Origin of the sequence: Bifidobacterium saimiriisciurei, assembly GCF_010667655.1 — a bacterium.
GTDB lineage: Bacteria > Actinomycetota > Actinomycetes > Actinomycetales > Bifidobacteriaceae > Galliscardovia > Galliscardovia saimiriisciurei.
In genome coordinates this window covers 31,639-57,133 of sequence record NZ_WHZU01000010.1, presented here as the reverse complement: position 1 = coordinate 57,133, position 25,495 = coordinate 31,639, and the positions used below count along the sequence as shown (strand labels likewise).

General features: G+C 64.9%; 17 protein-coding genes and 1 tRNA gene. 12 read left to right on the top strand and 6 right to left on the bottom strand.

From position 1 onward, the window contains the following. Positions 1 to 81 precede the first annotated feature (81 nt). The 8 genes from deoC (at position 82) to GFD18_RS07115 (ending at position 9,475) form a co-directional block, all read left to right on the top strand. On the top strand, positions 82 to 756 hold the full coding sequence (gene deoC, locus GFD18_RS07150) for a deoxyribose-phosphate aldolase (protein WP_163200239.1): 675 nt from the start codon (positions 82 to 84) through the stop codon (positions 754 to 756). 152 nt (positions 757 to 908) lie between these two features. Further along, positions 909 to 2,108: a phosphopentomutase gene (locus tag GFD18_RS07145; RefSeq protein WP_163200238.1), complete on the top strand. Its 1,200-nt coding sequence runs from the start codon at positions 909 to 911 to the stop codon at positions 2,106 to 2,108. 99 nt (positions 2,109 to 2,207) lie between these two features. Then, positions 2,208 to 2,915 (top strand): purine-nucleoside phosphorylase, encoded by a 708-nt coding sequence (gene deoD / locus GFD18_RS07140; RefSeq protein WP_163200237.1) that lies wholly within the window; start codon positions 2,208 to 2,210, stop codon positions 2,913 to 2,915. A 46-nt stretch (positions 2,916 to 2,961) separates the two neighbouring features. Next, on the top strand, positions 2,962 to 3,912 hold the full coding sequence (locus GFD18_RS07135; protein WP_163200236.1) for a sugar-binding transcriptional regulator: 951 nt from the start codon (positions 2,962 to 2,964) through the stop codon (positions 3,910 to 3,912). Positions 3,913 to 4,030: 118 nt separating this feature from the next. Beyond that, positions 4,031 to 5,329 carry a pyrimidine-nucleoside phosphorylase gene (locus GFD18_RS07130; protein ID WP_163200235.1) on the top strand — a complete coding sequence of 433 codons (1,299 nt, stop codon included), beginning with the start codon at positions 4,031 to 4,033 and terminating at the stop codon, positions 5,327 to 5,329. A gap of 104 nt (positions 5,330 to 5,433) precedes the next feature. Then, a complete protein-coding gene (locus GFD18_RS07125; protein WP_163200234.1) occupies positions 5,434 to 6,765 on the top strand; it encodes a NupC/NupG family nucleoside CNT transporter in 1,332 nt (443 codons plus the stop codon). Positions 6,766 to 6,795: 30 nt separating this feature from the next. Continuing rightward, positions 6,796 to 7,749 carry a nucleoside hydrolase gene (locus GFD18_RS07120; RefSeq protein ID WP_163200233.1) on the top strand — a complete coding sequence of 318 codons (954 nt, stop codon included), beginning with the start codon at positions 6,796 to 6,798 and terminating at the stop codon, positions 7,747 to 7,749. Positions 7,750 to 8,026: 277 nt separating this feature from the next. Next, positions 8,027 to 9,475 carry an MFS transporter gene (locus tag GFD18_RS07115; protein ID WP_163200232.1) on the top strand — a complete coding sequence of 483 codons (1,449 nt, stop codon included), beginning with the start codon at positions 8,027 to 8,029 and terminating at the stop codon, positions 9,473 to 9,475. Between the two features lie 86 nt (positions 9,476 to 9,561). Here the strand turns inward: GFD18_RS07115 and GFD18_RS07110 are convergent. Next, positions 9,562 to 9,635 (bottom strand) — tRNA-Ile (locus GFD18_RS07110). Between the two features lie 133 nt (positions 9,636 to 9,768). Here GFD18_RS07110 and GFD18_RS07105 point away from each other — a divergent pair. Continuing rightward, on the top strand, positions 9,769 to 11,160 hold the full coding sequence (locus GFD18_RS07105; RefSeq protein WP_163200231.1) for a polysaccharide deacetylase family protein: 1,392 nt from the start codon (positions 9,769 to 9,771) through the stop codon (positions 11,158 to 11,160). A 98-nt stretch (positions 11,161 to 11,258) separates the two neighbouring features. On the opposite strand, the gene GFD18_RS07100 is transcribed toward GFD18_RS07105, so the two are convergent. Further along, positions 11,259 to 12,548, bottom strand: a complete 1,290-nt coding sequence (locus GFD18_RS07100) for a citrate synthase (RefSeq protein WP_163200230.1) — start codon at positions 12,546 to 12,548, stop codon at positions 11,259 to 11,261. A gap of 189 nt (positions 12,549 to 12,737) precedes the next feature. Continuing rightward, the gene (gene map, locus GFD18_RS07095; RefSeq protein WP_100510769.1) at positions 12,738 to 13,514 is read right to left on the bottom strand and encodes a type I methionyl aminopeptidase; all 777 of its coding nucleotides are present in this window, start codon (positions 13,512 to 13,514) and stop codon (positions 12,738 to 12,740) included. Between the two features lie 104 nt (positions 13,515 to 13,618). Here map and GFD18_RS07090 point away from each other — a divergent pair, with 104 nt between their 5' ends. Beyond that, positions 13,619 to 15,700, top strand: a complete 2,082-nt coding sequence (locus GFD18_RS07090; RefSeq protein WP_275575990.1) for a M13 family metallopeptidase — start codon at positions 13,619 to 13,621, stop codon at positions 15,698 to 15,700. A gap of 330 nt (positions 15,701 to 16,030) precedes the next feature. After that, the gene (locus GFD18_RS07085) at positions 16,031 to 16,531 is read left to right on the top strand and encodes a single-stranded DNA-binding protein (protein ID WP_163200228.1); all 501 of its coding nucleotides are present in this window, start codon (positions 16,031 to 16,033) and stop codon (positions 16,529 to 16,531) included. Positions 16,532 to 16,610: 79 nt separating this feature from the next. On the opposite strand, the gene GFD18_RS07080 is transcribed toward GFD18_RS07085, so the two are convergent. Next, positions 16,611 to 18,428 carry a proline--tRNA ligase gene (locus tag GFD18_RS07080; RefSeq protein ID WP_163200227.1) on the bottom strand — a complete coding sequence of 606 codons (1,818 nt, stop codon included), beginning with the start codon at positions 18,426 to 18,428 and terminating at the stop codon, positions 16,611 to 16,613. A gap of 133 nt (positions 18,429 to 18,561) precedes the next feature. Between GFD18_RS07080 and GFD18_RS07075 the strand changes: the two genes are divergently transcribed. Beyond that, positions 18,562 to 22,353 carry an SCO7613 C-terminal domain-containing membrane protein gene (locus GFD18_RS07075; protein ID WP_163200226.1) on the top strand — a complete coding sequence of 1,264 codons (3,792 nt, stop codon included), beginning with the start codon at positions 18,562 to 18,564 and terminating at the stop codon, positions 22,351 to 22,353. A 20-nt stretch (positions 22,354 to 22,373) separates the two neighbouring features. On the opposite strand, the gene GFD18_RS07070 is transcribed toward GFD18_RS07075, so the two are convergent. Both GFD18_RS07070 and GFD18_RS07065 read right to left on the bottom strand, forming a co-directional pair. Then, positions 22,374 to 23,813, bottom strand: a complete 1,440-nt coding sequence (locus GFD18_RS07070; RefSeq protein ID WP_163200225.1) for a PIF1 family DEAD/DEAH box helicase — start codon at positions 23,811 to 23,813, stop codon at positions 22,374 to 22,376. Between the two features lie 57 nt (positions 23,814 to 23,870). Further along, positions 23,871 to 25,445, bottom strand: coding sequence for an aminopeptidase P family protein (locus tag GFD18_RS07065; protein ID WP_163200224.1), 1,575 nt, complete (start codon positions 25,443 to 25,445; stop codon positions 23,871 to 23,873). Positions 25,446 to 25,495: the final 50 nt, after the last annotated feature.

The following is a 25,495-nucleotide window of genomic DNA, read 5'->3' as shown; positions in this document are numbered from 1 at the left end:
TGGTAGACTCGGAACCACAAGGCAGCCAACGACGGCGGCCCCTTCACAATCCAGTGAATAATCAGAAAGGCACAGCCCATCATGTCCCTCACCCAGGCTCAGCTCGCCAAGTACATGGACCACACGCTCCTCAAGGCCAACGCTACCGCCGAACAGATCGACAGCACCGTGGCCGAAGCCATCAAGTACAACACCGCATCCGTATGCATCAACCCGTATTGGATTCCGCGCGTCTCCAAGGCCCTCGCCGGCACCGGCATCGCCACCTGCACCGTGATCGGATTCCCCCTCGGCGCCAACACCACCGACACGAAGGTGTTCGAGACCAATGACGCCATCGACAAGGGCGCCGACGAGATCGACATGGTCATCAACATCGGCGAGCTCAAGGGCGGCAACGACGATGTCGTGCTCGCCGACATCAAGGCCGTGGCCGATGCCACCCACGCCAAGGGCAAGCTGCTCAAGGTGATCATCGAGACCGCGCTGCTCACCGACGACGAGAAGGTGCGCGCCTCCAAGCTCACCGTCGAAGGCGGCGCCGACTTCGTCAAGACCTCCACCGGCTTCTCCACCGCGGGCGCGACCGCCCACGACGTCAAGCTCATGCGCGAGACCGTGGGCCCCGACTTCGGCGTCAAGGCCGCCGGCGGCATCCACAACCTCGCCGACGCCTACGCCATGATCGAGGCCGGCGCCACCAGGCTCGGCGTCTCCGCCTCCGTGGCCATCCTCGAGGAGGCCGCGCAGCAGTAGGTCGCGCACGAGACGCGACATCCCATACTTCGGGAGGCCGGCTCTTTTTCTCTTCTTTCTCTCTCCGAGCCTCCCGAACACAAATCACATTCGTTCATCTTTTCCTATGATCTAGATTCTTCTGTCTTTCAACGGCGAAAGGAAGCCTTCCCATGGCATACACCTACAAACGCGTCCTGGCCATCGCGCTGGACTCCATCGGCATCGGCGAGGCGCCGGATGCCGCCAGATTCGACGACGTCGGCGCCGATACCCTCGGCCACATCGGCGAGTTCTTCGACGGCGGCCTGCATCTGCCCAACCTCGCCCGCATCGGACTGGGCAACATCCGCGCCGACAACCCCATCAAGGGCGTCCCCGCCGCCGAGCCGGCCGTCGGATGCTTCGGCAAGATGACCATCACCTCGCACGGCAATGACTCGCTCGACGGCCACTGGGAGATGATGTGCCTGCCGGTGAAGTTCGAGATGGCCACCTTCCCGAACGGATTCCCGCAGAGCATCGTCGACAAGCTGGAGGAGTTCTCCGGCCGCAAGGTCATCGTCAACAAGCCGTACTCCGGCACCGAGGTCATCCACGACTACGGCGAGCACCAGATGGCCACCGGCGACCTGATCCTCTACACCTCCGGCGACTCGGTGCTGCAGATCGCCGCCCACGAGGACGTGATCCCGATCGACGAGCTGTACCGCATCTGCGAGTACGCCCGCACGCTCATCAACGGCCCCGAGATCGTAATGGGCCGTGTGATCGCCCGACCGTACGTCGGCCCCGACAAGGACCACTTCACCCGCACGTCGAACCGTCACGACTACGGTCTCGAGCCCATCGAGCCGACGGTGCTGGACTTCCTGCACGACGCCGGATACGACGTGCTCGCCGTCGGCAAGACCAACGACATCTTCTCCGGCCACGGCATCACCAAGGGCTGGCGCAACAAAAGCAACATGGACGGCATGGACCATGTGGACGAGGCCATGGCCTCCGACTTCACCGGCCTGTGCTTCACCAACCTCGTGGACTTCGACGCCATGTACGGCCACCGCCGCAATGCCCAGGGCGACGGCGAGGCGCTCATGGCCTTCGACGAGCGTCTCGGACACGTGATGGACAACATGCACGACGACGACCTGCTGCTCATCACCGCCGACCACGGCAACGACCCCACCTACAAGGGCACCGACCACACGCGCGAGTTCGTGCCGATCCTCGCCTACTCCCCCGGCATGACCAACCCCGGAACGTCGCTCGGCATCCGCGAGACGGCCTCCGACATGGGCGCGACCATCCTCGACAACTTCGGAGTCGAAGGCAATGGCAACGGCACGAGCTTCCTCGGCCAGGTCAGCTGACGCACCATCATCCCCACACCGGCCGCCGTCCATCCACGGACCGGCGGCCGCCGAACAACCGGACCGACAACCGTCAACCCCATCGAAAGGACCATCATCATGGCAACCCCCCACATCGAAGCAGAACCGGGCGATTACGCCGACGTCGTGCTCATGCCCGGCGACCCGCTGCGCGCCAAGTACATCGCCGAGACGTTCCTCGAGGACGTCGTGCAGGTCAACGGCGTGCGCAACTGCCTCGGCTTCACCGGCACCTACAAGGGCCATCGCGTCTCCGTGCAGGCCAGCGGCATGGGCATCCCGTCGCTGTCCATCTACACCAACGAGCTGGCCACCATCTACGGCGTGAAGACCATCATCCGCGTGGGCTCCTGCGGCGGCATGGCACCGGACGTCAAGCTGCGCGACGTGCTGCTCGCCTCCGGTTCGACCACCGACTCCGCCGTGGTGACCAACACGTTCGGCCACGGCGTGCACTACGCCCCGCTGGCGAACTTCGAACTGCTCGACACCGCCTACCACGTGGCCAAGGAGCAGGGCGTCGACGTGAAGGTGGGAGACATCTTCGCCGCCGACCGCTTCTACAACGACGAGCTCGACATGAAGAAGCTCGCGGACTACGGCGTGCTCGGCACCGAGATGGAGTCGGCCGGCCTGTACCTGCTTGGTGCGAAGCTGGGCTTCCGCGCCCTGTCGATCCTCACCGTCTCCGACCTCATCTTCGGTGAGGGCAAGACGACGAGCGAGGAGCGCGAGAAGACCTTCAACGACATGATCACCATCGCGCTGGAGACCGCCATCGCATAGCGCACGGCGCCATCCAGATGCGACCGACGACGGACGGGAGACAGGCATGAACACCCAGGCGAAGAAGACCCGCGACGCCCTGAAGGTGGCCAAGCTGTACTACCAGCAGGACTACAGCCAGAACGACATCGCCAAGGCCCTGCACATCTCCCGCCCGACCGTCTCCCGTCTGCTGCAGTACGCGCGGCAGACGGGCCTGGTCCGCATCGACATCGCCGACCCGCTCGGCGAGGCGCCCGACCTCGCCGACGCGCTCGAGCAGCGGTACGGGCTGAAGAAGGTCATCGTGGTGCCGATGACCAACATCGCCCCCAAGGACCGGCTCGACACCGTCGGGCAGGCCGCCGCCGACTATATCGAATCCATCGTGCGCAGCGACGACGTAATCGGCCTTGGATGGGGCCGCACGCTCTACGCCATCGGCACGCACCTGGCCCCGAAGGACGTGCACGACGTGTCCGTCGTGCAGATCAAGGGCAGCATCTCGAACACCGAAAGCAACAACTACGCCTTCGAAAGCGCCAACGCATTCGCCGCGGCGTTCCACACCCTGCCGCAGTATCTCCCGCTGCCGGTAATCTTCGACCGCCGCGAGACCCGCGAGCTCGTGGAGCAGGAGACCTACATCTCGCACATCTTCGACATGGGCAGGCGCGCGAACATCGCCGTCTTCACCGTGGGCTCGGTCCAGGATTCGGCGCTGCTGTTCCGTCTGGGATACCTGACCCGCGACGAACGCGACCGTCTGCGCCGCGAGGCCGCCGGCGACGTGCTCTCCCGGTTCATCGACGTCCGTGGCCGCATCGTCGACGACGACATCGACGCCCGGACGATCGGTCTCCGACCGGAGGAGCTCAAGACCAAGCCGCACAGCATCCTCGTGGTCTCCACACCGATCAAGGTGCCGGCGGCCCACGGCGCTGTCGTGGCCGGATACGCCAACACGCTCGTCATCGACGAGAACAGCGCGTCCGACCTTCTGGAATACAACGACTGAACCGACGTTCACCGTCGTTGACGACACTATTGAACAAACGTTCTTAAATCGACACGCACATTTGTAAAATCCACGGTTTTGATTTACCGTTTTATCATCACCAGGCAAAGGAGCCATCATGAGAATGATCGACGTCATCGACGCCAAGCGCAGCGGAGGAACCCTGACCAAGGAGCAGATCGACTTCTTCGTCGAAGGCTACACCAACGGCGACATCCCCGACTATCAGGTCAGCGCCCTGCTCATGGCCATCTGGTTCAACGGCATGACCGCCGACGAGACCCGTGACCTGACCATGGCCATGCTGAACTCCGGCGACCGGCTCGACCTGAGCGACATCCCCGGCAAGAAGGTGGACAAGCACTCCACCGGCGGCGTCGGCGACAAGGTGAGCATCCCGCTCGCCCCGCTCGTGGCCTCGCTGGGCATCGTCGTGCCGATGATCTCCGGCCGCGGCCTCGGCCACACCGGCGGCACGCTCGACAAGCTCGAGGCCATCCCCGGCTACACCGTGGAAATCGAGGAGGACGCCTTCAAGCGCCAGCTTCGCGACGTCGGCTGCATCATCGCCGGCGCCACCGGCAACATCGCCCCCGCCGACAAGAAGATCTACGCGCTTCGCGACGTGACCGACACCGTGGACTCCATCCCGCTGATCGCCGGCTCCATCATGAGCAAGAAGATCGCCAGCGGCACCGATGCCCTGGTGATGGACGTCAAGACCGGCGCCGGCGCATTCATGAAGGACGAGAAGGACGCCGTGGCCCTGGCCCACGCGCTGGTCGACATCGGCAAGGGCGTCGGCATGGACTGCATGGCCGTGATCTCCGACATGAACCAGCCGCTCGGCCGCGCCATCGGCAACGCGCTGGAGATCGAGGAGTCGATCGCCGTGCTGCGCGGCGAAGGCCCCGCCGACCTGACCGATCTGGTGCTGACCATCGGCAGCCAGATGGTCGTGATGGCCGGAGAGGCCGCCGACCTCGACGAGGCCCGAGGCAGGCTCGAGGAGAAGATCGCCGACGGCTCCGCCCTCGAACGCTTCCGCGCGATGATCGAGGCGCAGGGCGGCGACGGCCGCGTGATCGACGACCCGACGATCATGCCGCAGGCCAAATACCGCATCCCGATCCTCGCCGACAGGGACGGCGTGATCACCGGCATGCGAGCCGACGAGATGGGCATCGCCTCGATGATGCTCGGCGGCGGCCGCGCCACGAAGGACGACCGACTCGACTACGCGGTCGGACTGATGCTGAACCACAAGGTGGGCGACGAGGTCCATAAGGGCGACGTCCTGCTCACCGTGCACAGCGACCGCGAGGACATCGCGGACGTTGAACGACTCATCCGAGACAACATCACCATCGGCGAGGAGGCCGAACCCATCACGCTGATCCACCAGGTCATCGTCTGACAGGCGAACGGGTGGACCGCGTCACACTCACGGGCTACCGTGAATAGTGCAAACGCTTGAGCAATCAAGAACTGCAACGGGAAAAGAATTAAGGAAGGGATCACATGTATCTCGCGATCAACATCGTTGGCCTACTGGTCTTTCTGGCCTTGGGCTGGGTATTCTCCCATGACAGAAAGAACGTGGACTTCAAGTCCGTCGGCTGCATGGTCGTGCTGAACCTCGTCATCGCCTGGTTCCTCACCAGCTTCGAATGGGGCCGCGCCGCGGTGAAGGCCGCCGCCGACGGCTTCGCAGCCATCGTCAACATCTCGTACAAGGGCGTCAACTTCGCCCTGGCCAACTGGGTCGGCGCCGACGGCACCAACCCCGCCCCGGTGAACTTCATCGCCAGCGCCCTGCTGCCGATCCTCCTCATCGTACCGCTGTTCGACATCCTCACCTACATCGGCTTCCTGCCGTGGATCATCAAGTGGATCGGCCGCGGCCTGAGCTTCGTCACCCGTCGCCCGAAGTTCGAGACCTTCTACGCCGTCGAGATGATGTTCCTCGGCAACACCGAGGCCCTCGCCGTCTCCAAGGTCCAGCTGCAGCGCATGAAGGCCGGCCGTAACGTGACCCTGGCCATGATGTCGATGAGCTGCGTCACCGCCGCCATCATCGGCTCCTACATCCAGATGGTCCCCGGCGAGTTCGTCATCACCGCCATCCCGCTCAACTGCATCAACGCCCTGATCGTCAGCCACATGCTCTACCCGGTCACCGTCTCCAAGGACGAGGACGTCATCTACTCGCTGGGCGACCCGGCCTCCGAGGACGAGGTCGTCGAGCTCACCGACGAGGAGCAGAAGGCCAAGGACAAGGCCATCGAGGAGTACAAGGCCCTCCCCTGGTACAAGAAGCTCATCACGCACGATCCGAGCAAGCCGGTCAAGGAGCCGTTCTTCTCCTTCCTCGGCGACTCGATCCTCGGCAGCGGCAAGCTGATCCTCATCATCACCGCCAACGTCGTCGCCTTCGTGGCACTGGCCGCCCTCATCGACGCCGGCCTCGGCATGATCTGGGACAAGCTCTCCCTCGAATCCATCCTCGGCGTCGTCATGTACGTGCCGGCCTGGCTGCTCGGCCTTGACCCGGGCACCGCATGGGAGTTCTCGCAGCTCATGGGCCTCAAGCTCGTGACCAACGAGTTCGTCGTCATGGGCCAGATCACCGGCGAGGTCGCCACCTACGCCGCCCACTACAAGGCCGTGCTGACGGTGTTCATCACCTCCTTCGCCAACTTCTCCACGCTGGGCATGGTCATCGGCTGCTTCAAGGGCATCGTCGACAAGGAGAAGAACGACGCCATCTCCAAGCAGGTCGGCCGCATGCTGCTCTCCGGCATCCTGGTCTCCCTGCTCTCCGCCGCAACCGTCGGCCTGTTCGTCTGGTAATCCGCAGACAATACGCATAAGGAGCATTCCATGACCAAGAAGCTCATCCTCGATCTCGACACCGGCATCGACGACACCCTCGCCACCGCCTACGCGCTGGGCAGCCCGGAGGTCGAACTCATCGGCATCACCGGCACCTACGGCAACGTGCTGCTCGACCAGGGCGTGCGCAACGCCTTGGCGGTCACCGACCTGTTCGGGCATCCCGAGGTGAAGGTGTACAAGGGCCTGCCGCATGCCAGCACCAGGGATTCGTTCGAGGTGCAGCCGGTCTCCGCGTTCATCCACGGAGCCAATGGCATCGGCGACGTCGACATTCCCGACTCGAACCGCGAGCCGGAGACCGAATCCGCCGTCGACTTCATCATCGACGCGGTGAAGACCTACGGCAAGGACCTCGTCTACGTGCCGACCGGACCGATGACCAACATCGCCGCGGCATTGGACAAGGCGCCCGAAATCAAGGATGAGATCGGCGGCATCGTGCTCATGGGCGGTGCGCTCACCGTCTGCGGCAACGTCTCCGCATGGAGCGAGGCGAACATCTCGCAGGACCCGGACGCGGCGAACCAGCTGTTCCGCTCCGGCGCGCCGGCCACGATGATCGGCCTCGACGTCACGCTGCAGACGCTGCTCACCTACAAGGAGACGCAGCGCTGGCGCGACCTCGGCACGCCGGCGGGACGCTTCCTCGCCGACATGACCGACTACTACATCAAGGCCTACGAGACCACGTCGCCGCATCTCGGCGGCTGCGGCCTGCACGACCCGCTCGCCGTGGGCGTGGCCGTGGACCCGAGCCTGGTGACGACTCTCGACATCAACATGCAGGTCGACGTCGAGGGTCCGACCCGCGGACGCACCATCGGCGACAACGAACGGCTCAACGACCCGGTCAAGACCATGAAGGTCGCCGTCGGGGTCGATGTGCCCAGGTTCCTCGACGAGTTCATGAACCGCATCACCGGCCTCGCCGAGGCCTGATAGACAGACGGATTGACTCCCTGACCTTGAAAGCCGGGGAGTCAATTCGTTTTCGCTTGTTTCCGAATCATTCCCTGCTACAGACGGCAATCGCCACGAAAACCCGAACGCAGGTACGATACGCGGTGCGATGCAGCGCGTTCCCCGCGTTCGGCATCCCTGCCACTACACTGATAACTGCGGTCCTCCGGCTCCTCCGCATAAAAATGTACGAGTCGATTACCCAGGAGATTCCACATGCGCGTCACGCGCATCGCCAACGAAGGTAGGACTCGTCATGAGCAATCGGCCACAGAACACGACGGAAACGACCACGTCCATCGATCCGTCCCCGTCATCCGACAACGACATCGTCGCCGCCAAGGCGCGCAAGGCACTCGTCCCCCTGCTGTTCATATACATGCTGGGCACCCTGTGCCTGCAGGCGTTCAACCTCGTCTTCCAGCAGGTCGGCAGCGACGTCGGCGCGGGCGGACAGGCCTCGCTCATCACCGCCGTGCCCGGCGTCGTCCTCGGCATCGTATGCTTCATCTACGGATCGTTGTGCGACTTCGCCTCGCTCAAACGCATGACCATGTTCGGCCTCGCGCTGCTCTGGGCCGGCTCCATCCTCGGCTTCATACTGCACGGCAGCCTGTTGGAGATCATCATCTTCCGCGCCATACAGACCGCCGGATTCCAAGCCGCCGGCTCCGTATACCTCGTCATCGTGGCCCGATACCTCCACGCCGGCAAGAAGCTGCTGTACTTCGGCATGTTCACCGCGGCCTACCAGCTCGCCACCGCCATCGGCGTGGTGTGCGGCGGCGTCTTCAGCGCCATCGACTGGTCGTATCTGTTCCTCATCCCCATGGCATCGCTCATCGTGGTGCCGATGCTGCTCGCCGACCTGCCGCACACCACGGGCAGGGCCACGCACGTGGATGTCCCCGGCTTCATCATCTTCGCGCTCGCCGTGCTGCAGCTCACGCTGTTCTTCTCCGACCTGCACTGGCCGCTGCTTGCCGGAGCCATCGTCACGTTCGCCGTGTTCGCCGTGTACATCAAGCGCGCCCGCGACCCGTTCATCACCCCGGAGTTCTTCCGCAACACCCGCTGGTGGAAGGCCGTGACCCTGATGTTCCTCTTCTACTTCACCAACTTCTCCATCACTCCGCTGTTCAACGCCCTCGGCTCGAACGTCTATGGCATGACCAGCGCACAGGTCTCGCTCGTGCTGCTGCCGGCGCTGATCATCGCCACCATCAGCGGAACGTCGTCGGGCGCCATCGTCGGCCGCCTCGGCAGGAAGACGACGATCACGCTCGGAGCCTCGCTCATGTTCCTCGGCTCGCTCAGCGCCGCACTGTGTGTACTCGCCGGCCCCGTGACGCTGGGTGCATGCATCGCCCTGTTCTACGGAGGCATGGCCATGCTCTACTCCCCCACCGTCGACACCGTGCTGGGCACGCTGCCGGCCGAGCAGTCCGGACGCGGCGTCGGCATGAACGATCTGGCCATGCAGGGAGCCGGCTCCATCGGCATCGCCATCTTCGGCACGCCCATCGCCACGAACTCCCTCGCCGGCGGCAATCCGGTGACGAACCTCATCGGCGCGAGCGGCGCGGCCTCGAACTATACGAATCTGCTGCTTGTCTACGCGGCGGTCATGGCGGTGTCCATCATCTGGTTCCGCGTGAACAGCCGCGCGATCTACGGCGAGGCGCCGGCTGACGGCGGAGAATGATTCAACAGATGCGGAGCCTGAAACAAGTCTCGGCTGTTCATGCCGGAACCGGCAAAGGAAGCCGATGAACAGTGAAAAACAGAAAGTGGGGCCTCAGGGGCTTGAACCCTGGACCGACGGATTATGAGTCCGCTGCTCTAACCGACTGAGCTAAGGCCCCACGTCGCCAACAAGCAACTTTGCAATGATAGCAAAGACCGCGGAAGTCCTCCGACACAGAATGCGGGGATGCCGGTGCGTTACAGTGTTTTCATATCCGACGGCATGAGGAAGAGACGAAGGAAGCACGCATCATGGCCAAACATTCCGCAGGCGACCTCGCTGGAAAGCATTCGAAACGTCCGCTGGTCATTCTTATCGTCATCGCCATGGTTGCCGCCATCGCGGTCTCGGGCGGCGTGGCATTCACCCGACATAATCGACATATGCAGGCGCTGAACCAGTGTTCCGCAGCCCGCACGACGCTGACCGCCGCCGCAGGACGTCTCGGCGACGCAGTGAAGGACGCCGAACCAAACACCACCGTGCAGGCCTCCACGCTTGAGGACCCGGCCACGCTCACCGCATTGCAGACCACGGTGGACAAGGCCGGGAAACTGGTGTCGGCAGTGAAATCCGATGACGACTACCGATGCACGGAGACGCTGTCCGCCGACGAGCTCGGTGCGAGAACGCAGAAACTGGATTCCGCCACAGGCGCCGCAAAGAAGCAGACGACCGCCATCACGGACGGCGTTCGCAGCGTGCGCCAGAGCATCGCGAACAAAACCAACGAAACCGTGCGGTTCACGCTCACCGCAGCGGTATCGCAGTCGCAGGGGCTGCTTGACCAGACCAAAGGACAAGTGAACGACGAATCCACACGCGCCAAGCTCCAGCAGCTCGTCAAGACCGCAAACGACCAGCTCAACGGCAACGACATCATCACCGACGGCGCCGTCTACCAGAAATCCCTTGACCAGCTGAACGCCGCCATGGACGCCGTCACCACGTCGAACATCGCCAAACTGGGAGTGGATTGCAGGAAGGTCCAGTGCGTGGCGCTGACGTTCGACGACGGCCCCGACGCCAACAACACCCCTCCCGTGATCGAGGCGCTGAAGAAGACCAAGGCCACCGCCACGTTCTTCTCGGTCGGCGAGCACATCACCGACACGACCACGCCCATGCTCAAACAACTCGCCGACGCCGGATACCCGATAGAGAACCATTCGTGGAACCATCCCCATCTGCAGACGCTGAGCAAGGCCGACGTGGTCAAGCAGTTGACCGACACCAGCACCGCAGTGAAGAAGGCCGTAGGCACCTACCCGTCGATGATTCGCCCGCCCTACAGTGAATGGAGCAACGACGTCCGCGACCAGGCCGTGGTCATGAACTCGTCGATCATCAACTTCAATGTCATGGGCTACGACTGGGAGAAGGACGCCGACGGCGTGCATGACGCCGTACTCGAATGGGCCAAGCCGGGCGACATCATCCTGCTGCACGATCTGCAGGGCAGCACGGCGAAGGCCACCGAACGCATCATCACCGACCTTCAGGCCAAGGGCTACACGCTGGTGAGCGTTCCGCAGCTGCTTGGGGAACGGCCGAAGCCCGGATACGTCTACTATTCGCAGGACCAGGTCGTCAAACCCGGCGAGCCGTGGAAGCCCTCCACCGACTACGCCGAGCAGTGGTAGTGAAGTGAGGTAACGACGAATAAGGCCCCGCAGCCTGGAATCCTTGCTCCGGAAACGAGTTCTCCGAAGCGGAATTCCCGAGTTGCGGGGCCTTGCGGCTAGCGACGGTCCTCGATCGGCACGAAATTGCGTTCAGGGGAGCCGGTGTACACCTGACGCGGACGGCCGATCTTCGTGGCCGGGTCGTTGAGCATCTCGCGGTACTGGGCTATCCAGCCGGGGATGCGCCCAAGGGCGAACAGCGTGGTGAACATCTCCCGGTCGAAGCCGATGGCCCTGTAGATGAGTCCCGTGTAGAAGTCCACGTTCGGGTAGAGATGGCGCGAGACGAAGTAGTCGTCGTGCAGGGCGATGTCCTCCAGCTCGAGCGCCACGTCGAGCAGGTCACGCTCGCCGGAGAACGCGTCGCCGCGCAGCTCCATGATCTGCTTGAGGTACTTCTTGGCGATGGCCGCGCGCGGATCGTACGACTTGTAGACGCGATGGCCGAGGCCGGAGATGCGGTGGCCCTCCTTCTTGGCCTCCTCCACGAACTCCTTGACGCTCTTGCCGGAGTCGCGGATTGTCTCGAGCTGGCGCAGCACGGCCTCATTGGCGCCGCCATGCAGCGGGCCGGACAGCGCATTGATGCCGGCGGCCACGGCGGAATACAGGTTCGCGTGGGCGGAGCCGGCGATGCGCACGACCGACGTGGAGCAGTTCTGCTCATGGTCGGCGTGGATGATGAGCAGCTTGTCGAGCGCTTCGACCATGAGCGGGTCGGATTCGAACTGCGTGTAGGGCACTGCGAAACTCATGCGCAGGAAGTCGTCCACATAGCCGCGCAGATAATCCGGGTACAGCATCGGCTCGTCGCGGCGGCGGCGCCAGATGTGCGAGACGATGGTGCGAACCTTGGCCATGATGTTCGCCGCGGCGGCGTCGAGCTGGGCGGGGTCGTTGATGTCGACGGTGTCGGGATGGTAGGCGGCGAGCGCGTTCACGGCGGAGGCGAGCACGCTCATGGGGTGGGAGTTGCGCGGGAAAGTGCCAAGGAACGTACGGAAGTCCTCGCCAATGACGGTGCGGCGCAGGATGCCGTCGCGGAATCTCGTGTACTGCTCCGAGTTCGGCAGTTCGCCGTGCTGGAGCAGCCATGCCACCTCAAGGAAGTTCGAGTGCTCGCACAGCTGCTGGATCGGGTAGCCGCGGTAGCGCAGCACCGAGTTGTTGCCATCGATGAACGTGATCTTGGATTCGCACTGTGCCGTGGTGAGGAATCCGGGGTCGAGCGTGACCCATCCGTCGTTACGCAGCCTCGATACCACGATGCCGTCAGGTCCGCTGGTCGCCTTCACCACCGGCAGGTCGTAGGCGGTGGATTCCACCTCCAGCCGTGCTGTTGACATATTCCCTCCCTTGATATCGCTACACAACGTAGTCGAACAGTATTCGCCTCAGGTTACCGCATGATTATGGCGCACGCCGCCGTCCGCTCATTTCCGGAGGATACGGCGACGGCCCGGCCGACGCATGCCGCGTCATGCCGGGCCGTCGATACGGCTTATTCCGCCGGGGCGCATCCAGCCGTCCCGCGCTCAGTCGCGGGCGGTGAGGATGATGGGCTCGCCGTCGGTGATGGCGATGGTGTGCTCGGTGTGCGCGCCGCGCGAGCCGTCGGAGGAGCGCAGCGTCCAGCCGTCCTTCGGGTCCTGGTAGATCTCGTCGGTGGTCTTGAGGAACCACGGCTCGATGGCGATGACCAGGCCGGGGCGCAGCTTGTAGCCGTGGTGGGCCTTGCCGTCGTTGGGCACGTGCGGGTCGCCGTGCATGATGTGGCCGACGCCGTGGCCGCCGAACTCGAGGTTGACGGTGTAGCCCTGCGAGCGCGCGATGTCGCCGATGGCGGCGGAGATGTCGCCGAGACGGTTGCCGGCCTTGGCCTGGGCGATGCCGGCGGCGAGCGCGTCCTCGGTGCACTTGATGAGGCGCAGGTCCTCGGGGTCCTGGTTCTTGCCGACGACGAAGCTGATGGCGGAGTCGCCCACCCAGCCGTCGACGTTGATGGCGAGGTCGAGGGAGATGAGGTCACCGTCCTTGAGGTTGTAGTCGTAGGGGACGCCGTGCAGCACGGCGTCGTTCACGGACGTGCAGATGTAGTGCGCGAACGGGCCGGTGCCGAAGTCGGGGGCGTAGTCCACGTAGCAGGATTCGGCGCCGTTGCGCGCCTCGATGCGCTGCTTGACGAATTCGTCGATTTCGAGGAGGTTGGTGCCGACCTTGGTCATGGCCTTCAGATCCTTGAGGATGGATCCGACGAACTTGCCGGCGGGACGCATTTCCTTGATTTCCTGAGGGGTTTTGAGTTCGATCACGTCTGCTTCGCTTTCTTCGATTGTTTCCCCACTACCATACTTCAACGTCATGCCATATCGTCCGATGCGGAATATGATGGCGGAAGTATGGTTCGGCCGTTAATCTGGGTCGTATGACAGACACGCTTATCTCCGGCATCGATCCGGCTTCGTTCTCCTCCGTCACCAGGCCATCCGACGATTTCTTCCGTTATGTGAACGGCCCGTGGATCGACACGTACATCCTTCCCGCGGACCGCGCCCGCTTCGGCGCGTTCGACAAGCTGGCCGAGAACGCCGAACAGGACGTTCGCGACATCCTCGAGGACGAGGACAGCCCGGCCATCAAGTCGGCCATCCTCTACCGTTCGTTCCGTGACGAGGACGCCATCGACGCCGCCGGCCTCGACCCCATCCGCCCCGATCTCGAAGCCGTGGACTCGGCCGGCGACAAGGCCGCGCTGACGCGTGCGCTCGGCGCCCTGAACCCGGCGGGAGGCCCCGACCTCATCGGATTCATGGTGTACCCGAATCCGGGTGACCCGGAACGCAACATCACGCATGTGGAGCAGGCCGGCATCGGCCTGCCGGACGAGGCGTACTACCGCGAGGAGCGCTATGCCGCCGTGCGCGAGGCATATATGGACATGGTCGCGAACCTGCTGCGTCTGGCCGGCTATGCGAAGACGGGCGACGAGGCCGACACGCAGGCGAAGCGCTTCCTCGACGTGGAGACCCGCATCGCCAAGCACCACTGGGATGTGGTGGCCACCCGCGACGAGGACAAGACCTACAATCCCACCGATTTCGAGCAGCTGAAGGCCACGCTCTCCTCGTTCGACATCGAAGCGTGGGCCGAGGCGTGGCAGCAGGCCTACGACGTGACGGCCGCCGCCTCGATGCAACCCATCGACATGACCACGGTGCTGGCGCACACCATCGTGCATGAGCCGAGCTTCCTCACCGGCATCGACCGTTTCTGGAACGAGGCCGACCTGGACGATCTGAAGCTGTGGGCCCGCGTGCATCTGCTCAACGGATGGGCCCGCTTCCTCAGCAAGGATTTCGACAGGACGAGCTTCGACTTCTACGGCAAGGTGCTGTCGGGCACGACCGAGCAGCGCGACCGCTGGAAGCGCGCCGTCTCGCTGGTCAACGGCATCTGCGGCGAGGACGTCGGCCGCGAGTACGTGCGCCGCCACTTCCCCGAATCCTCGAAGGAGCGCATGGAGGAGCTGGTCGGCAACCTCATCAAGGCGTATCACGCCTCCATCTCGGCCAGCGACTGGCTGGGCGAGGACACCAAGGCCAAGGCGCTGGAGAAGCTCGCCAAGTTCACACCGAAGATCGGCTACACGAACCATTGGCGCGACTACAGCGCGCTGAGCGTCTCCGACGACCTTTCCCTCGTGGAGAACCTGCGCAACGCCTGGCGCTACGAGGCCGGCTATCAGCTGGCCAAGGCCGGCCAGCCGGTCGACAAGGACGAGTGGCTGATGAACCCGCAGACGGTGAACGCCTACTACGAGCCGACGATGAACGTCATCGTGTTCCCCGCCGCGATTCTGCAGCCGCCGTTCTTCAACCCGGATGCCGAGGATGCGGCGAACTACGGCGGCATCGGCGCGGTGATCGGCCATGAGATCGGCCACGGCTTCGACGACCAGGGTTCGAAGTACGACGGCGACGGCAGGCTGCATGACTGGTGGACGGCCGAGGACCGTTCGAACTTCGAGGAGCGCACGAAGGCGCTCATCGAGCAGTACAACGGGTTCGTGCCCTCGCAGCTGGCCGAGAAGTACGCCCGCAAGGGGCATCCCGAGCAGGCGCCGCATGTGAACGGCGCGCTGACGATCGGCGAGAACATCGGCGATCTCGGCGGCGTGAACATCGCCATCAAGGCGTATGCCATCGCATTGGGCGCCGGGGACGGCAGGCCGGAGACGGTGGAGCGCGTGCTGGAGCATGCGCCGGTCATCGACGGGTTCACCGGCCTACAGCGCTTCTTCCTCTCCTACGCTTCGGTGTGGCGCGGCAAGAACCGTGACGAGCTGGCCGAGCAGTATCTGCAGATCGACCCGCATTCGCCGGCCGAGTTCCGTACCAACGGCATCGTGCGCAACGTCGATCTGTTCTACAAGGCGTTCGATGTGACCGAAGGCGACGCCATGTGGCTGGCCCCCGACCAGCGCGTGCGCATCTGGTGACGGCCTTGCCGATGACGAGATAACGATTCGTCCCCTCGACGGGCATGTGGATTATGGCCTCGGCCATCCACATGCCCGTTTTTTGATGCGCGGTTATCCACACTTCCCCGGCACGGGTGGGCCGTTTTTCCACAATGCCGTTTCGGCTTCCCCTCCGCGCCGCCGCCGATGCACAGTAGGTATCACCGTTCCGACGACGACCGGAATCACCGGCGGCTTGCAACCTCCTCTGTTTTCCCATCGTCGGTGGATCCGGCGCCGTCGGCGGAACGGTCCAAACGTTTATGCCGGGGTTTGAGGACTCGGCGAGGCAAGCAGAAAGGGCCGAAGATGGCACAGCATTCCCAGATCGTAATCACCGGCAACGTAGGCAAGGAGCCGGTTCGGCTCGGCGCGCAGGGCGGCACGCCGATGTGCACGTTTCGCCTGGCTTCAACCCGTTCGTTTTGGAACCGTCGCACCGGGCAGTGGCAGGAGGGCAACACCACGTGGATCACCGTCAAGGCCTTCCGGTCGCTGGCGATGAACATCATGCAGTCGGTGAAGAAGGGAGATCCCGTCATCGTGGTGGGCGATCTGATCACCGACGTATGGGAGCGCGACGGTGCGCAGCGCAGCAGCATGGCCATCGAGGCCTCCCATGTGGGTCATGACCTCAATCGCGGCGCGGGCGCGTTCGTGCGCAAGCAGCATGGTGGGGGAAGCTCCGGCGGAGGGGATGCCGAACGTGCCATCACGGGCAACGGGATGGATGTCGGCGTGAATGCCGACGCAACGGATGAGGAGTTCGGAGCCATGGAGGACGAATCGGGCCTGCCCCGGCCGTCATGACGCTTTCGGTCATGACGATGGAGACAGGCCCGATGACAAGCGGCCGCGGCGAACCGGCGATGCCGGATCGCCGTCGAAACTACTTGAGCAGTGCGGCGACGCGTTCGGCGATGACGCCGGCGGCCTCGGCGACCGGGACGGCCACATTGTTCCCTCCGTCGCGGTCACGCACCTCGATGGTGCCGTTGTTCACGGTGTCGCGGCCGGCGACGGCGATCAGCGGGACGCCGACGAGTTCGGCATCCTTGAACTTCACGCCCGGGGAGACCTTCTTGCGGTCGTCGTAGATGACCTCGATGCCCTTGGCCTCGAGCTCGGCGACGAGGTTCTCGGCGGCCTCGAACGCCTCGGCGTTCTTGCCGGTGGCGACGACGTGCACCTGGGCGGGGGCGATGATGGCCGGCCATGCCAGACCGCGCTCGTCGTGATGGGTCTCGGCGATGCATGCGAGCACGCGGGAGACACCGATGCCGTAGCAGCCCATCCACACCGGGACGGCCTTGCCGTTCTGGTCGAGGACCTTGAGGTCCAGGGCCTTGGAGTACTTGAGACCCAGCTGGAACACCTGGCCGATCTCCACGCCGCGCTCGAAGCTCAGCGGACCGGAACCGTCCGGGCTCATGTCGCCGTGACGCACCTCGACGGCCTCGACGGTGCCGTCGGCCTCGAAGTCGCGACCGTAGACGAGGTCGTAGTAGTCGACCTCATGCTCGTCGGCGCCGGTGAACCATGCGGAGCCCTTGACGACGTGCGCGTCGAGGAAGTAGCGGACCGGGCTCTCCACGCCTGCGGCCTTGGCCTGCGGGCCCAGCACCATCGGTCCGATGTAGCCGGGGACCAGTTCCGGATGGGCCTTGAGGTCCTCTTCGGTGGCCTCTTCGATCTCGGAGGGGGCGAACTGCGCCTCGAGACGCTTCATGTCGACGGTGCGGTCGCCGGGCACGCCCACGACGAGCACTTCGCGCCACGGCTCGTCGTGGTCCTCGTCCTCGGCGTGCTTGACGGCGATGACGACGTTCTTGAGGATGTCGGAGGCCTCCCACGAGCGGCCGTCGGCACGCGGGTGGTCGGCGTTGGCGCGTTCGATCATCTTGTCGATGGTCTTGGCGTCGGGCGTCGCCTCCTTGTGCGCGGCCGGGGTGTTCGACGCATCGATCTCCGGCAGTTCGGGCGTGGTGAGCGCCTCGACGTTCCAGGCCTTGCCGGAGGGGGCGAGCGCGAACGTGTCCTCGCCGATCGGCATGGGGGCAAGGAACTCCTCGGAGGCGGAACCGCCCATCGGGCCGGACATGGCGAACACGGGCACGTACTTCAGGTCGAGACGCTGGAAGACGCGCTCGTAGGCGCCACGCTCGTCGTAGTAGGCCTTCTTCAGACCCTCCTCGTCGATGTTGAACGAGTAGGCGTCCTTCATGACGAACTCGCGGCCGCGGATCAGACCGGCGCGCGGACGGAACTCGTCGCGGTACTTGGTCTGGATCTGGTAGAGGACGACAGGAAGGTCCTTGTAGGACGAGTACATGTCCTTGACCAGCAGGGTGAACATCTCCTCGTGCGTCGGCGCGAGCAGGTAATCGGCCTGATGACGGTCCTTGAGACGGAAGATGTTGTCGCCGTACTCCTCCCAGCGGTGGGTGGCCTCGTACGGTTCGCGCGGCAGCAGCGCGGGGAAGTGCACCTCCTGGGCGCCGATGCCGTCCATCTCCTCGCGGACGATGTCCTCGATCTTGTTGAGGACCCTCAGGCCCAGCGGCAGCCACGTCCAGATGCCAGGGGCGGCCTTACGAATATATCCGGCTCGCTGCAGCAGTTTCGCGGAATCGACGTCCGCGTCGGCGGGGTCTTCGCGCAGCGTGCGAAGGAACAGCGTAGACATACGCAATGCTTTGGAACTCATAAACCCCAAGGGTATTCATGTTAAGGGACATCATCGGCGGCCCGCGCACGACGAAAAACACCGGCCCCCTTCCTTCCCGCCGACACGGAAATGTGACAGACTTGAAGAGGCAGTGAATCAGAAGGGACTGCACATGAACTACAACGTCGTACCCGCGCCGAACGGCGTGCCGGCCATGAACCGCTGGCCGCGATCCGTCTCCCAATTGCGTTCCACGACACTGAACCCCGACACGTTCACGCCGGTGACCGGACGTTTCACCCCTACCGGCATCGATCTCAACGACCCCCGTTCCCAACGGCTGCTCGACATCAGCCGGCGCGCGGCCAGAGCGCTGGAACAACGGGACCGCCTCATCAACCGTCTTCGGGACCCGATGGCAAGACCTCCCAAGGGCGTGACGCTCAATGCGTGGCCACGCAACCCCGACGTCCTGACCAATCCGAACATCTACCCCGACACGTTCACCTCGATCACCGACCCGCGACGCTCCCCCACCGGCGTGGACCTCACCGACCCTGAGGCCCGGCGGATTCTCGAGCTCGGCATGGAGGCGGCGAGGCTGTTGCGCGAACGCACCCAGCTGCTTGACGAGATGCGCCTGAACCCGGCCGGCGACGATGCCGAACCGAAGGATTCCGCGACCGCTTCCCCGCAGCCCGCCTCCGATCACCCGGCTCCCGCACCGGCGCCGGCCGAGCCGCCGGCGTCCACGCAGGCCATGCCTTCACGGAACGCATCCCCACAGGAAGCATCCCCCCGGCCCGCTCCCCCGCAGAATGTCGCGCAGCAGACGCCCATGCACCGGCCCGCAGCCGTCCCCGGCCGGCCGCCTCAACAGGCTGCCCCATCGCAACAGCCCGCCTCATCACAACAGCCTGTCCCATCGCAACAGCCCGCCGTTTCGCAACAGTCCATCGCACCGCAACAGCCCGCCGTCCCACGGCAGCGGTTCAACGTGCAGATCCTGCTGCTGGCCGTGGGCATCGTGCTGGTGTCGGCCGCGGTGTTCGTGTTCGCCGCGCTCACCTATTCACTGCTGGACGACACGCAGCGTGGCATCGCCATCGCCGTCATCGGCGTGCTTGGCCTTGCGGTGACGTTCGCCCTGCAGACCCGGCTGCGCATCACGGCGGAAGGCATCGGCTGGGCGTCGCTCATCGCCCTGTCCATTGAATCGCTGCTCGCCCCGAATCTTCCGGCGTTCGCGGATACGCCGAAGGATGCCGTCACCGGCCTGGGCATGCTGTTGGTCTCCAGTCTCGGTCTGGGGTTGTGGGGCGTCGGTCGCATGCGTGCGCATCAGGCGCATGACCCGTCCCCCGCACATCGTCCGTTGCGCGTCTTCACGCTGTTTCCCGCCTTCGTCGCCCCGTACTCGTTCATGAACGGATTGCATGGCGTATTCGCCATCGACCCCGTCAACACGGCCCTGTTCCACGACGTCGAGACCACCCGATTCTGGGCGGCGGCAATCATCGCGGCCGTCGTGCTCATCCCCGTCGGCGCGTTCCTGCCACCGCAACGGCATGGCGAGGCCAAGGCCCCCAACGTGGAACGCAATGCCGTGATCGTCGTCGGCATGGTCGCCGGCGCATTCGCGACCATAGAGAACATGGGGCTCGCCACCCAGCCCAGAAGTCCGATGCTCATGCTGTTCACGACCATCGCCACCACGCTGGTATGGCTGGCCGCATGGCCGTTCCTTCACCGACGTTTCGCCCTTACGGCGCCGATCGTTCCGGCGCTGACGCTGCCGGCCGCGGCGTTGTCCCTCATGCCGATCGCCTTCGCCATCGACAAACTGGTGTTCGCCGGAGTCGACGCGCAACAGCACAGGGACTGGCAGTTCCTGATCCCCTGCGCCGAGGCCGCCGTCTTCGCCTGCGCGTTCTCCGCGCTGGCGCACATGCTCAGGGCAAAAAGCCCTTCGAGGAATCCGACGACGGCAACAATCGCACCCATCGCCCCGGCACCGACCAAGAACCCTGCACCGGCAGGAAACCCGGCATCACCAGCCCCGGCGTCGCCGGCCGATCCGGCGCCGGCGGATACCGCGGCGCCTCCGGCCGATTCGCGGCGATCGACGTGGAAACCGTCCGCGAAGGAATGCGAGGCGGGACGCATCCTCGGCATCATCATCGCCGTCGTCGCATTGGCCATGCAGGCGCTGTTCAGCATTCCCGCGATGTTCACCGTGTTCATCGACGTCCTGCTCACCATGCTGGTCGCCAAATGGTCGTCGTTCTTCTCCATGTTCGAGCCGGATCCGTCCATCCCCACACTCGTCACCATGCTGCTGCTGACCGTCACGCTGCTGTGGCTGTCGCGCGCATTGGAACGCCGGTTCGTCATCCCGGCCCTGGTGTCCGCGACGATGACGCTGTCCCTGCTGGCCACGTTCCCCTCCAACCGCGTCGTCGTGCTGGCGATGTTCCTGCTGCTGCCGGTCATCTATGCCACGGTCGTGCTGGCACTGCGCCTATTCGCAGCCGGAGGAATCACCACATCACGGCCGGCCCCCCGTCCGAAGCCCATACAGGCATCGTTGCCGCCGGCGATGCCGGAAGCGGCGCCGGCACCCGACCCGGCGTCCCAACAGGTGACCGTGCCGCCGCTTGCGGCAATGCCGCCCCGACCACAACCACCGACGAAACCGCGACCGTCGTATGCCGTCCATGCACTGCGCACCCTGCAATGCCTGTCGCTGCTGTCGACGGTGTCGCTCGGCATGCTGAACACCAGCGGACACGACGGCATGGAGATCGCCATCGACCTTGTCGCCGTACTGCTGCTCGCCGCCTGGTATCTCATGCTGGCGAATGACGTTCCCGAAGGCCCTCGCATCGTCGCGGGACTCGTCATCGTGCCGTGCATCGGCTTCTATGCCGAGAACATCGCCTATGCGACGCAACGGCTGGCGGACCTCATGAACAGCGACATGAGCACCATACGCTACCTCCTGTGGGGTCTCATCATGATCGGCGTGCTCGCGTGGGCCGCCTTCGCCAAGGCCGACGGCCGAATCATTACGCTTACGACCTCGGAACGCACCGGCCTCATGCTGCCGGGCGGCGTCTGCGCCGTCGGCGGCATAGGCGCCGCAGGCACGCTGCCCTGCCTCAAGGGCTGCGGCACGTTCGTCGACACCATCCCGTTCATCACCGCTCCGACGGTCATCATCATGCCGCAGCTGGTCGCCCTGTGCGTCCTGGCCGCAATCGCATGGCTTGGCATGCCGCCGGCCGCCGCAAAGCCGAACACGCCGACGCCGGCCGTCTCGGCACCGGCACCGAACATCCCGACTCCGAACATCCCGATGCCAATGCCGCCCGCCGTTCCGTCACCCGCCGACATCGAGTCAAGGAACCGTCGCCAACGTGCCGTCATCCTGCTCGTCATCGCCATAATCGGCACGTCGGTCATCGCCATCATGAACTTCAACGCGCTGGTGTTCGATGGCCGCACCACCTACGCCCCCGTCACACCGCCGGAACTGCCGACGCTCACGTTCGCGGCCGCCGCGCTCGCCGTCGGCGGGCTGCTCATGCGCCGCGACGCCGCCTTGCGCAGCTGGCGGGCGCTCGGCCTCGGCCTGATCGCCGCCATGCTGCCGTCGCTGCTGCTCGTCTGGATCGCGCCGACGCCGTCGAACATACGCATCGTCGTCGTCGGCACGATGGCGTTGGCGGCAATCATCGTCGGCGCCGTCCGCGGTCTGCAGGCGCCGCTGCTGTGCGGCACCGTCGTGCTGGCCGCCCATGTGCTTGTGCAACTCTGGCCGGCGATCAGCGCCTTCAGTGCGGGCTACTGGTGGGTGTGGCTGGCGCTGGCAGGCATCACGCTCATCGTCGTCGCTGCGTTCTACGAACGCAGCCTCAAGGCCATGCGCACGCTCGGCCGCCGCATCCGCGACCTGCGCTGACATCGCCTTGCCGAATTCATTCAGAACAACGCGTCCTGCATGAATTCGTCGAAATCGCCGCCGGCCGACGATTCCCCCGTGGCAACGTCATCCGCACGATTGCGCGGGTCGAACGCGTCGGCGCCTTCGGCGGCGAGCCGTTCGGCCGCCGCCCGGGACGCCTCCCGCAGTCGCGAGTCGAGCCGTACGGCGTCGTCGGAGACGAGGAACGCCTTGTCGTTGATGCCGTGCAGATACAGTCCGTCGAGCGCTTCGACGCGGGATAAGGCGACGTATCCCATGCCGGGCGCGAATGTGCGACGCAGGTCCATGACGGCCCTGTCGAGCGTCATGCCCTGCGATTTGTGGATGGTGATGCCCCACGCGCAGCGCAACGGCACCTGGTTGACGCTGGCGAGCACGTTCTCTCCATCCATCATCTCCCAGGCGGCCGGCTTCATGGTCACGATGTTGCCGTTCTCGAACCGCACGATGGGCCAGCCGCCCTTGTTCTCCTGTTCGAATTCGACGACCGTGCCGATGGACCCGTTCACGTACTGTCGGTCCTGATCGTTGCGTAGCGCCATGACGGCGGCACCGCGCTTCAGCACGAGACGCTCGGGGGCGAGCATGTTCTTCTTCAGCCGCGCCACCAGCTGCGCGGAGCCGGCCGACTCGGCGTGGAACTCATGGACTTCATCCGGTATCGCGGCGAGCATGCGGTCGTTGAGCGCATCGGCCTGACGGTTCGTGGGGAACAGGTTCGTGGCGACGACGCCCGGCTCGGGGAATCGTCCGATACGCGAGGCGAGCGCCGTGCGGTCGGCGTCGGTCACGCCGCCGTCGCGGATGTCGGTAAGGACGCCGAGCAGCTTGCCGTCATCCTGACGATGCTGCTCGGTCAGATAGCAGATCGTGGGTGCCAGACGCTCCCACACCAACGATTCGGTGACGAACCCCTCCGGGTCGAGGCCACGGCGCGCGTATTCCTCCCGCGAGCGCAGGAACGTTTCGCTTGGCGCAAGCATGTCGTTGCTGCGGCCCGATCTGCTGACGGGCGGCAGTTGGAAGAAGTCGCCGGATATGACCACCTGCAGGCCGCCGAACGGACGGTCGTCGCGGCGCAGCACGCGACAGACCTCGTCGACCATGTCGAACAGCCAGGCGTGCATCATCGAGACCTCGTCGATGATGAGGACGTCCGTGGCGGCGACGGCCTTGCGGCGGCGCGTCTTGATGCGTTTGAGGGTGGCCGGTTCCAGCGAGGTGGCGACGCCGATGCCGCTCCATGAGTGGATGGTCTGCCCGTTGACGTGCGTGGCGGCGATGCCGGTGGACGCGGTGACGGCCACCGATCTGCCGGTTTGGCGGGCGTTGCGGATGAATTCGTTCAATACGTAGGTCTTGCCGGCGCCGGGGGCGCCGGTGAGAAATACGTTGGCGCCGGCGTCGAGCATGGCCAAGGCCTCAGTCTGCAGCATAAGGACCCATGGTACCCGTCCGTATCACCTGTCGGTTGCGGCACCGGCGCTCCCCCGTCATTCGGCCATGGCGGCCATCCACCGTTCGACGGCGTCGGCGGTGCGGGGGATGTAGTCCGACAGCCATTCGGGGCCGTGCTCGGTCATGAGCACGTCGTCCTCGATGCGTACGCCGATGCCGCGAAATTCCGGCGGGATGAGCAGGTCGTCGGACTGGAAGTACAGGCCGGGCTCGATGGTGAACACCATGCCGGGCTCCAACGGCCGGTCGAAGTACTCCTCGTTGCGGGCCTGCGCGCAGTCGTGGCAGTCGAGGCCGAGATGATGGCCCACGCCGCAGACGAGCCAGCGGCGATGCTGCTGGCCTTCGGGGCTCAGCGCCTCCTCCACGCTCACCGGCAGGATGCCCAGCTCGTGGAGCTTCTGCGCGGTCACGCGCATCACGGTGTCGTGGATGACGGAGAACGGCACGCCCGGCCGGCAGGCGTCGAACGCGGCCTGCTGCGCCTCGAACACGGCGTCGTATATACGGCGCTGCAATGGCGTGAAGCGGCCGCCGATGGGGAACGTGCGGGTGATGTCGGCGGTGTAGAGGTCGTCCACCTCCACGCCGGCGTCCATGAGCAGCAGCTGTCCGTTGCGGGGCGTGCCGGTGTTGCGCATCCAGTGCAGACGAGGCGCATGGTCTCCCGAGGCGACGATGGTGTCGTAGCCCACGGTATTGCCTTCCACACGGGCGTTGGCGTTGAACACGCCTTCGATGATGCGTTCGCCGCGCGGCTGGTCCACGGCCTCGTCCAGGCCGCGCAGCACCTTGCAGAAGCCGTTGTAGGTGGCACGCACGGCCTTGCGCAGCTGGTCGATCTCGTAGTCGTCCTTGATGATGCGTGCCTCGGCGCAGGCGGTGTGCAGCACGGCGTCGTCGGCGCCGTTCGCGGTCGGGTCGTCGAATCCGCCGGCGGCACGGGCGGCGTCCACGATTGCGGTGGCGTTCGGGTCGGCTTCGCGGATGACGCGCACGCGCACCGCGTCGGGGCCGACGTCCTTGGCCACGGTGTCGGCGAACTGGCCCAGGTCGTGGGTCTCGATGCCGGTCATCGTCTCGAATTCCTGGAGTCCCGGGCGCGGGCCGATCCAGTATTCGCCGTATTCGGCCGACATGTAGAAGTCGCTGGTGCTGTTGTCGGCCGGCTGGTGCATGTACAGCATCGGCACGTGCGTGGTTCCGGCGTTCGCCTCGGGCGAGCCGGGACGCACCGGTTCAAGCACGAGCACGGCATCGGGGTCGTAGTCCTTGCCGAGTCCGGTCAGGTAGGCGAACGACGTGTTGGGTCGGAACGCGTAATCGAGGTCGTTGCTGCGCTGCTTGTGCGCGCCGGCCGGGAACACCAGGCGCTCGCCGGGGAACAGTCGTCCGATGGCCTTCCATCGCTCCGGCGTGTATTCGCTGGACGGCAGGGGCTCGGTGTCGAGCTTGTGGTCGGCCCATCCCGTTCGCATGAATTCACGGAAGTTCGCACCCAGCGGTCGTCTCGAGCTGGAGTCCCCCTGCGGTTTCGTCGGCTTCCGCGACTCCTCCTGCGGCTTCCTATCATCTTCGTCGTTGTGCTCGGACTTCGTCATGATGACCATCCTTCCTTCATGGTCTTAATGCATGGTCTTATATGGTCTATGGTCCCGCA

Bases quoted from the DNA above. Each gene is read 5' to 3' on its own strand.
- GFD18_RS07085 (WP_163200228.1), top strand. From the start codon at position 16,031: ATGGCACAGCATTCCCAGATCGTAATCACCGGCAACGTAGGCAAGGAG.
- GFD18_RS07135 (WP_163200236.1), top strand. From the start codon at position 2,962: ATGAACACCCAGGCGAAGAAGACCCGCGACGCCCTGAAGGTGGCCAAG.
- GFD18_RS07130 (WP_163200235.1), top strand. From the start codon at position 4,031: ATGAGAATGATCGACGTCATCGACGCCAAGCGCAGCGGAGGAACCCTG.
- GFD18_RS07125 (WP_163200234.1), top strand. From the start codon at position 5,434: ATGTATCTCGCGATCAACATCGTTGGCCTACTGGTCTTTCTGGCCTTG.
- GFD18_RS07100 (WP_163200230.1), bottom strand. From the start codon at position 12,548: ATGTCAACAGCACGGCTGGAGGTGGAATCCACCGCCTACGACCTGCCG.
- GFD18_RS07080 (WP_163200227.1), bottom strand. From the start codon at position 18,428: ATGAGTTCCAAAGCATTGCGTATGTCTACGCTGTTCCTTCGCACGCTG.
- GFD18_RS07115 (WP_163200232.1), top strand. From the start codon at position 8,027: ATGAGCAATCGGCCACAGAACACGACGGAAACGACCACGTCCATCGAT.
- GFD18_RS07120 (WP_163200233.1), top strand. From the start codon at position 6,796: ATGACCAAGAAGCTCATCCTCGATCTCGACACCGGCATCGACGACACC.
- deoC (WP_163200239.1), top strand. From the start codon at position 82: ATGTCCCTCACCCAGGCTCAGCTCGCCAAGTACATGGACCACACGCTC.
- GFD18_RS07105 (WP_163200231.1), top strand. From the start codon at position 9,769: ATGGCCAAACATTCCGCAGGCGACCTCGCTGGAAAGCATTCGAAACGT.
- deoD (WP_163200237.1), top strand. From the start codon at position 2,208: ATGGCAACCCCCCACATCGAAGCAGAACCGGGCGATTACGCCGACGTC.
- GFD18_RS07145 (WP_163200238.1), top strand. From the start codon at position 909: ATGGCATACACCTACAAACGCGTCCTGGCCATCGCGCTGGACTCCATC.
- GFD18_RS07075 (WP_163200226.1), top strand. From the start codon at position 18,562: ATGAACTACAACGTCGTACCCGCGCCGAACGGCGTGCCGGCCATGAAC.
- GFD18_RS07065 (WP_163200224.1), bottom strand. From the start codon at position 25,445: ATGGTCATCATGACGAAGTCCGAGCACAACGACGAAGATGATAGGAAG.
- GFD18_RS07070 (WP_163200225.1), bottom strand. From the start codon at position 23,813: ATGCTGCAGACTGAGGCCTTGGCCATGCTCGACGCCGGCGCCAACGTA.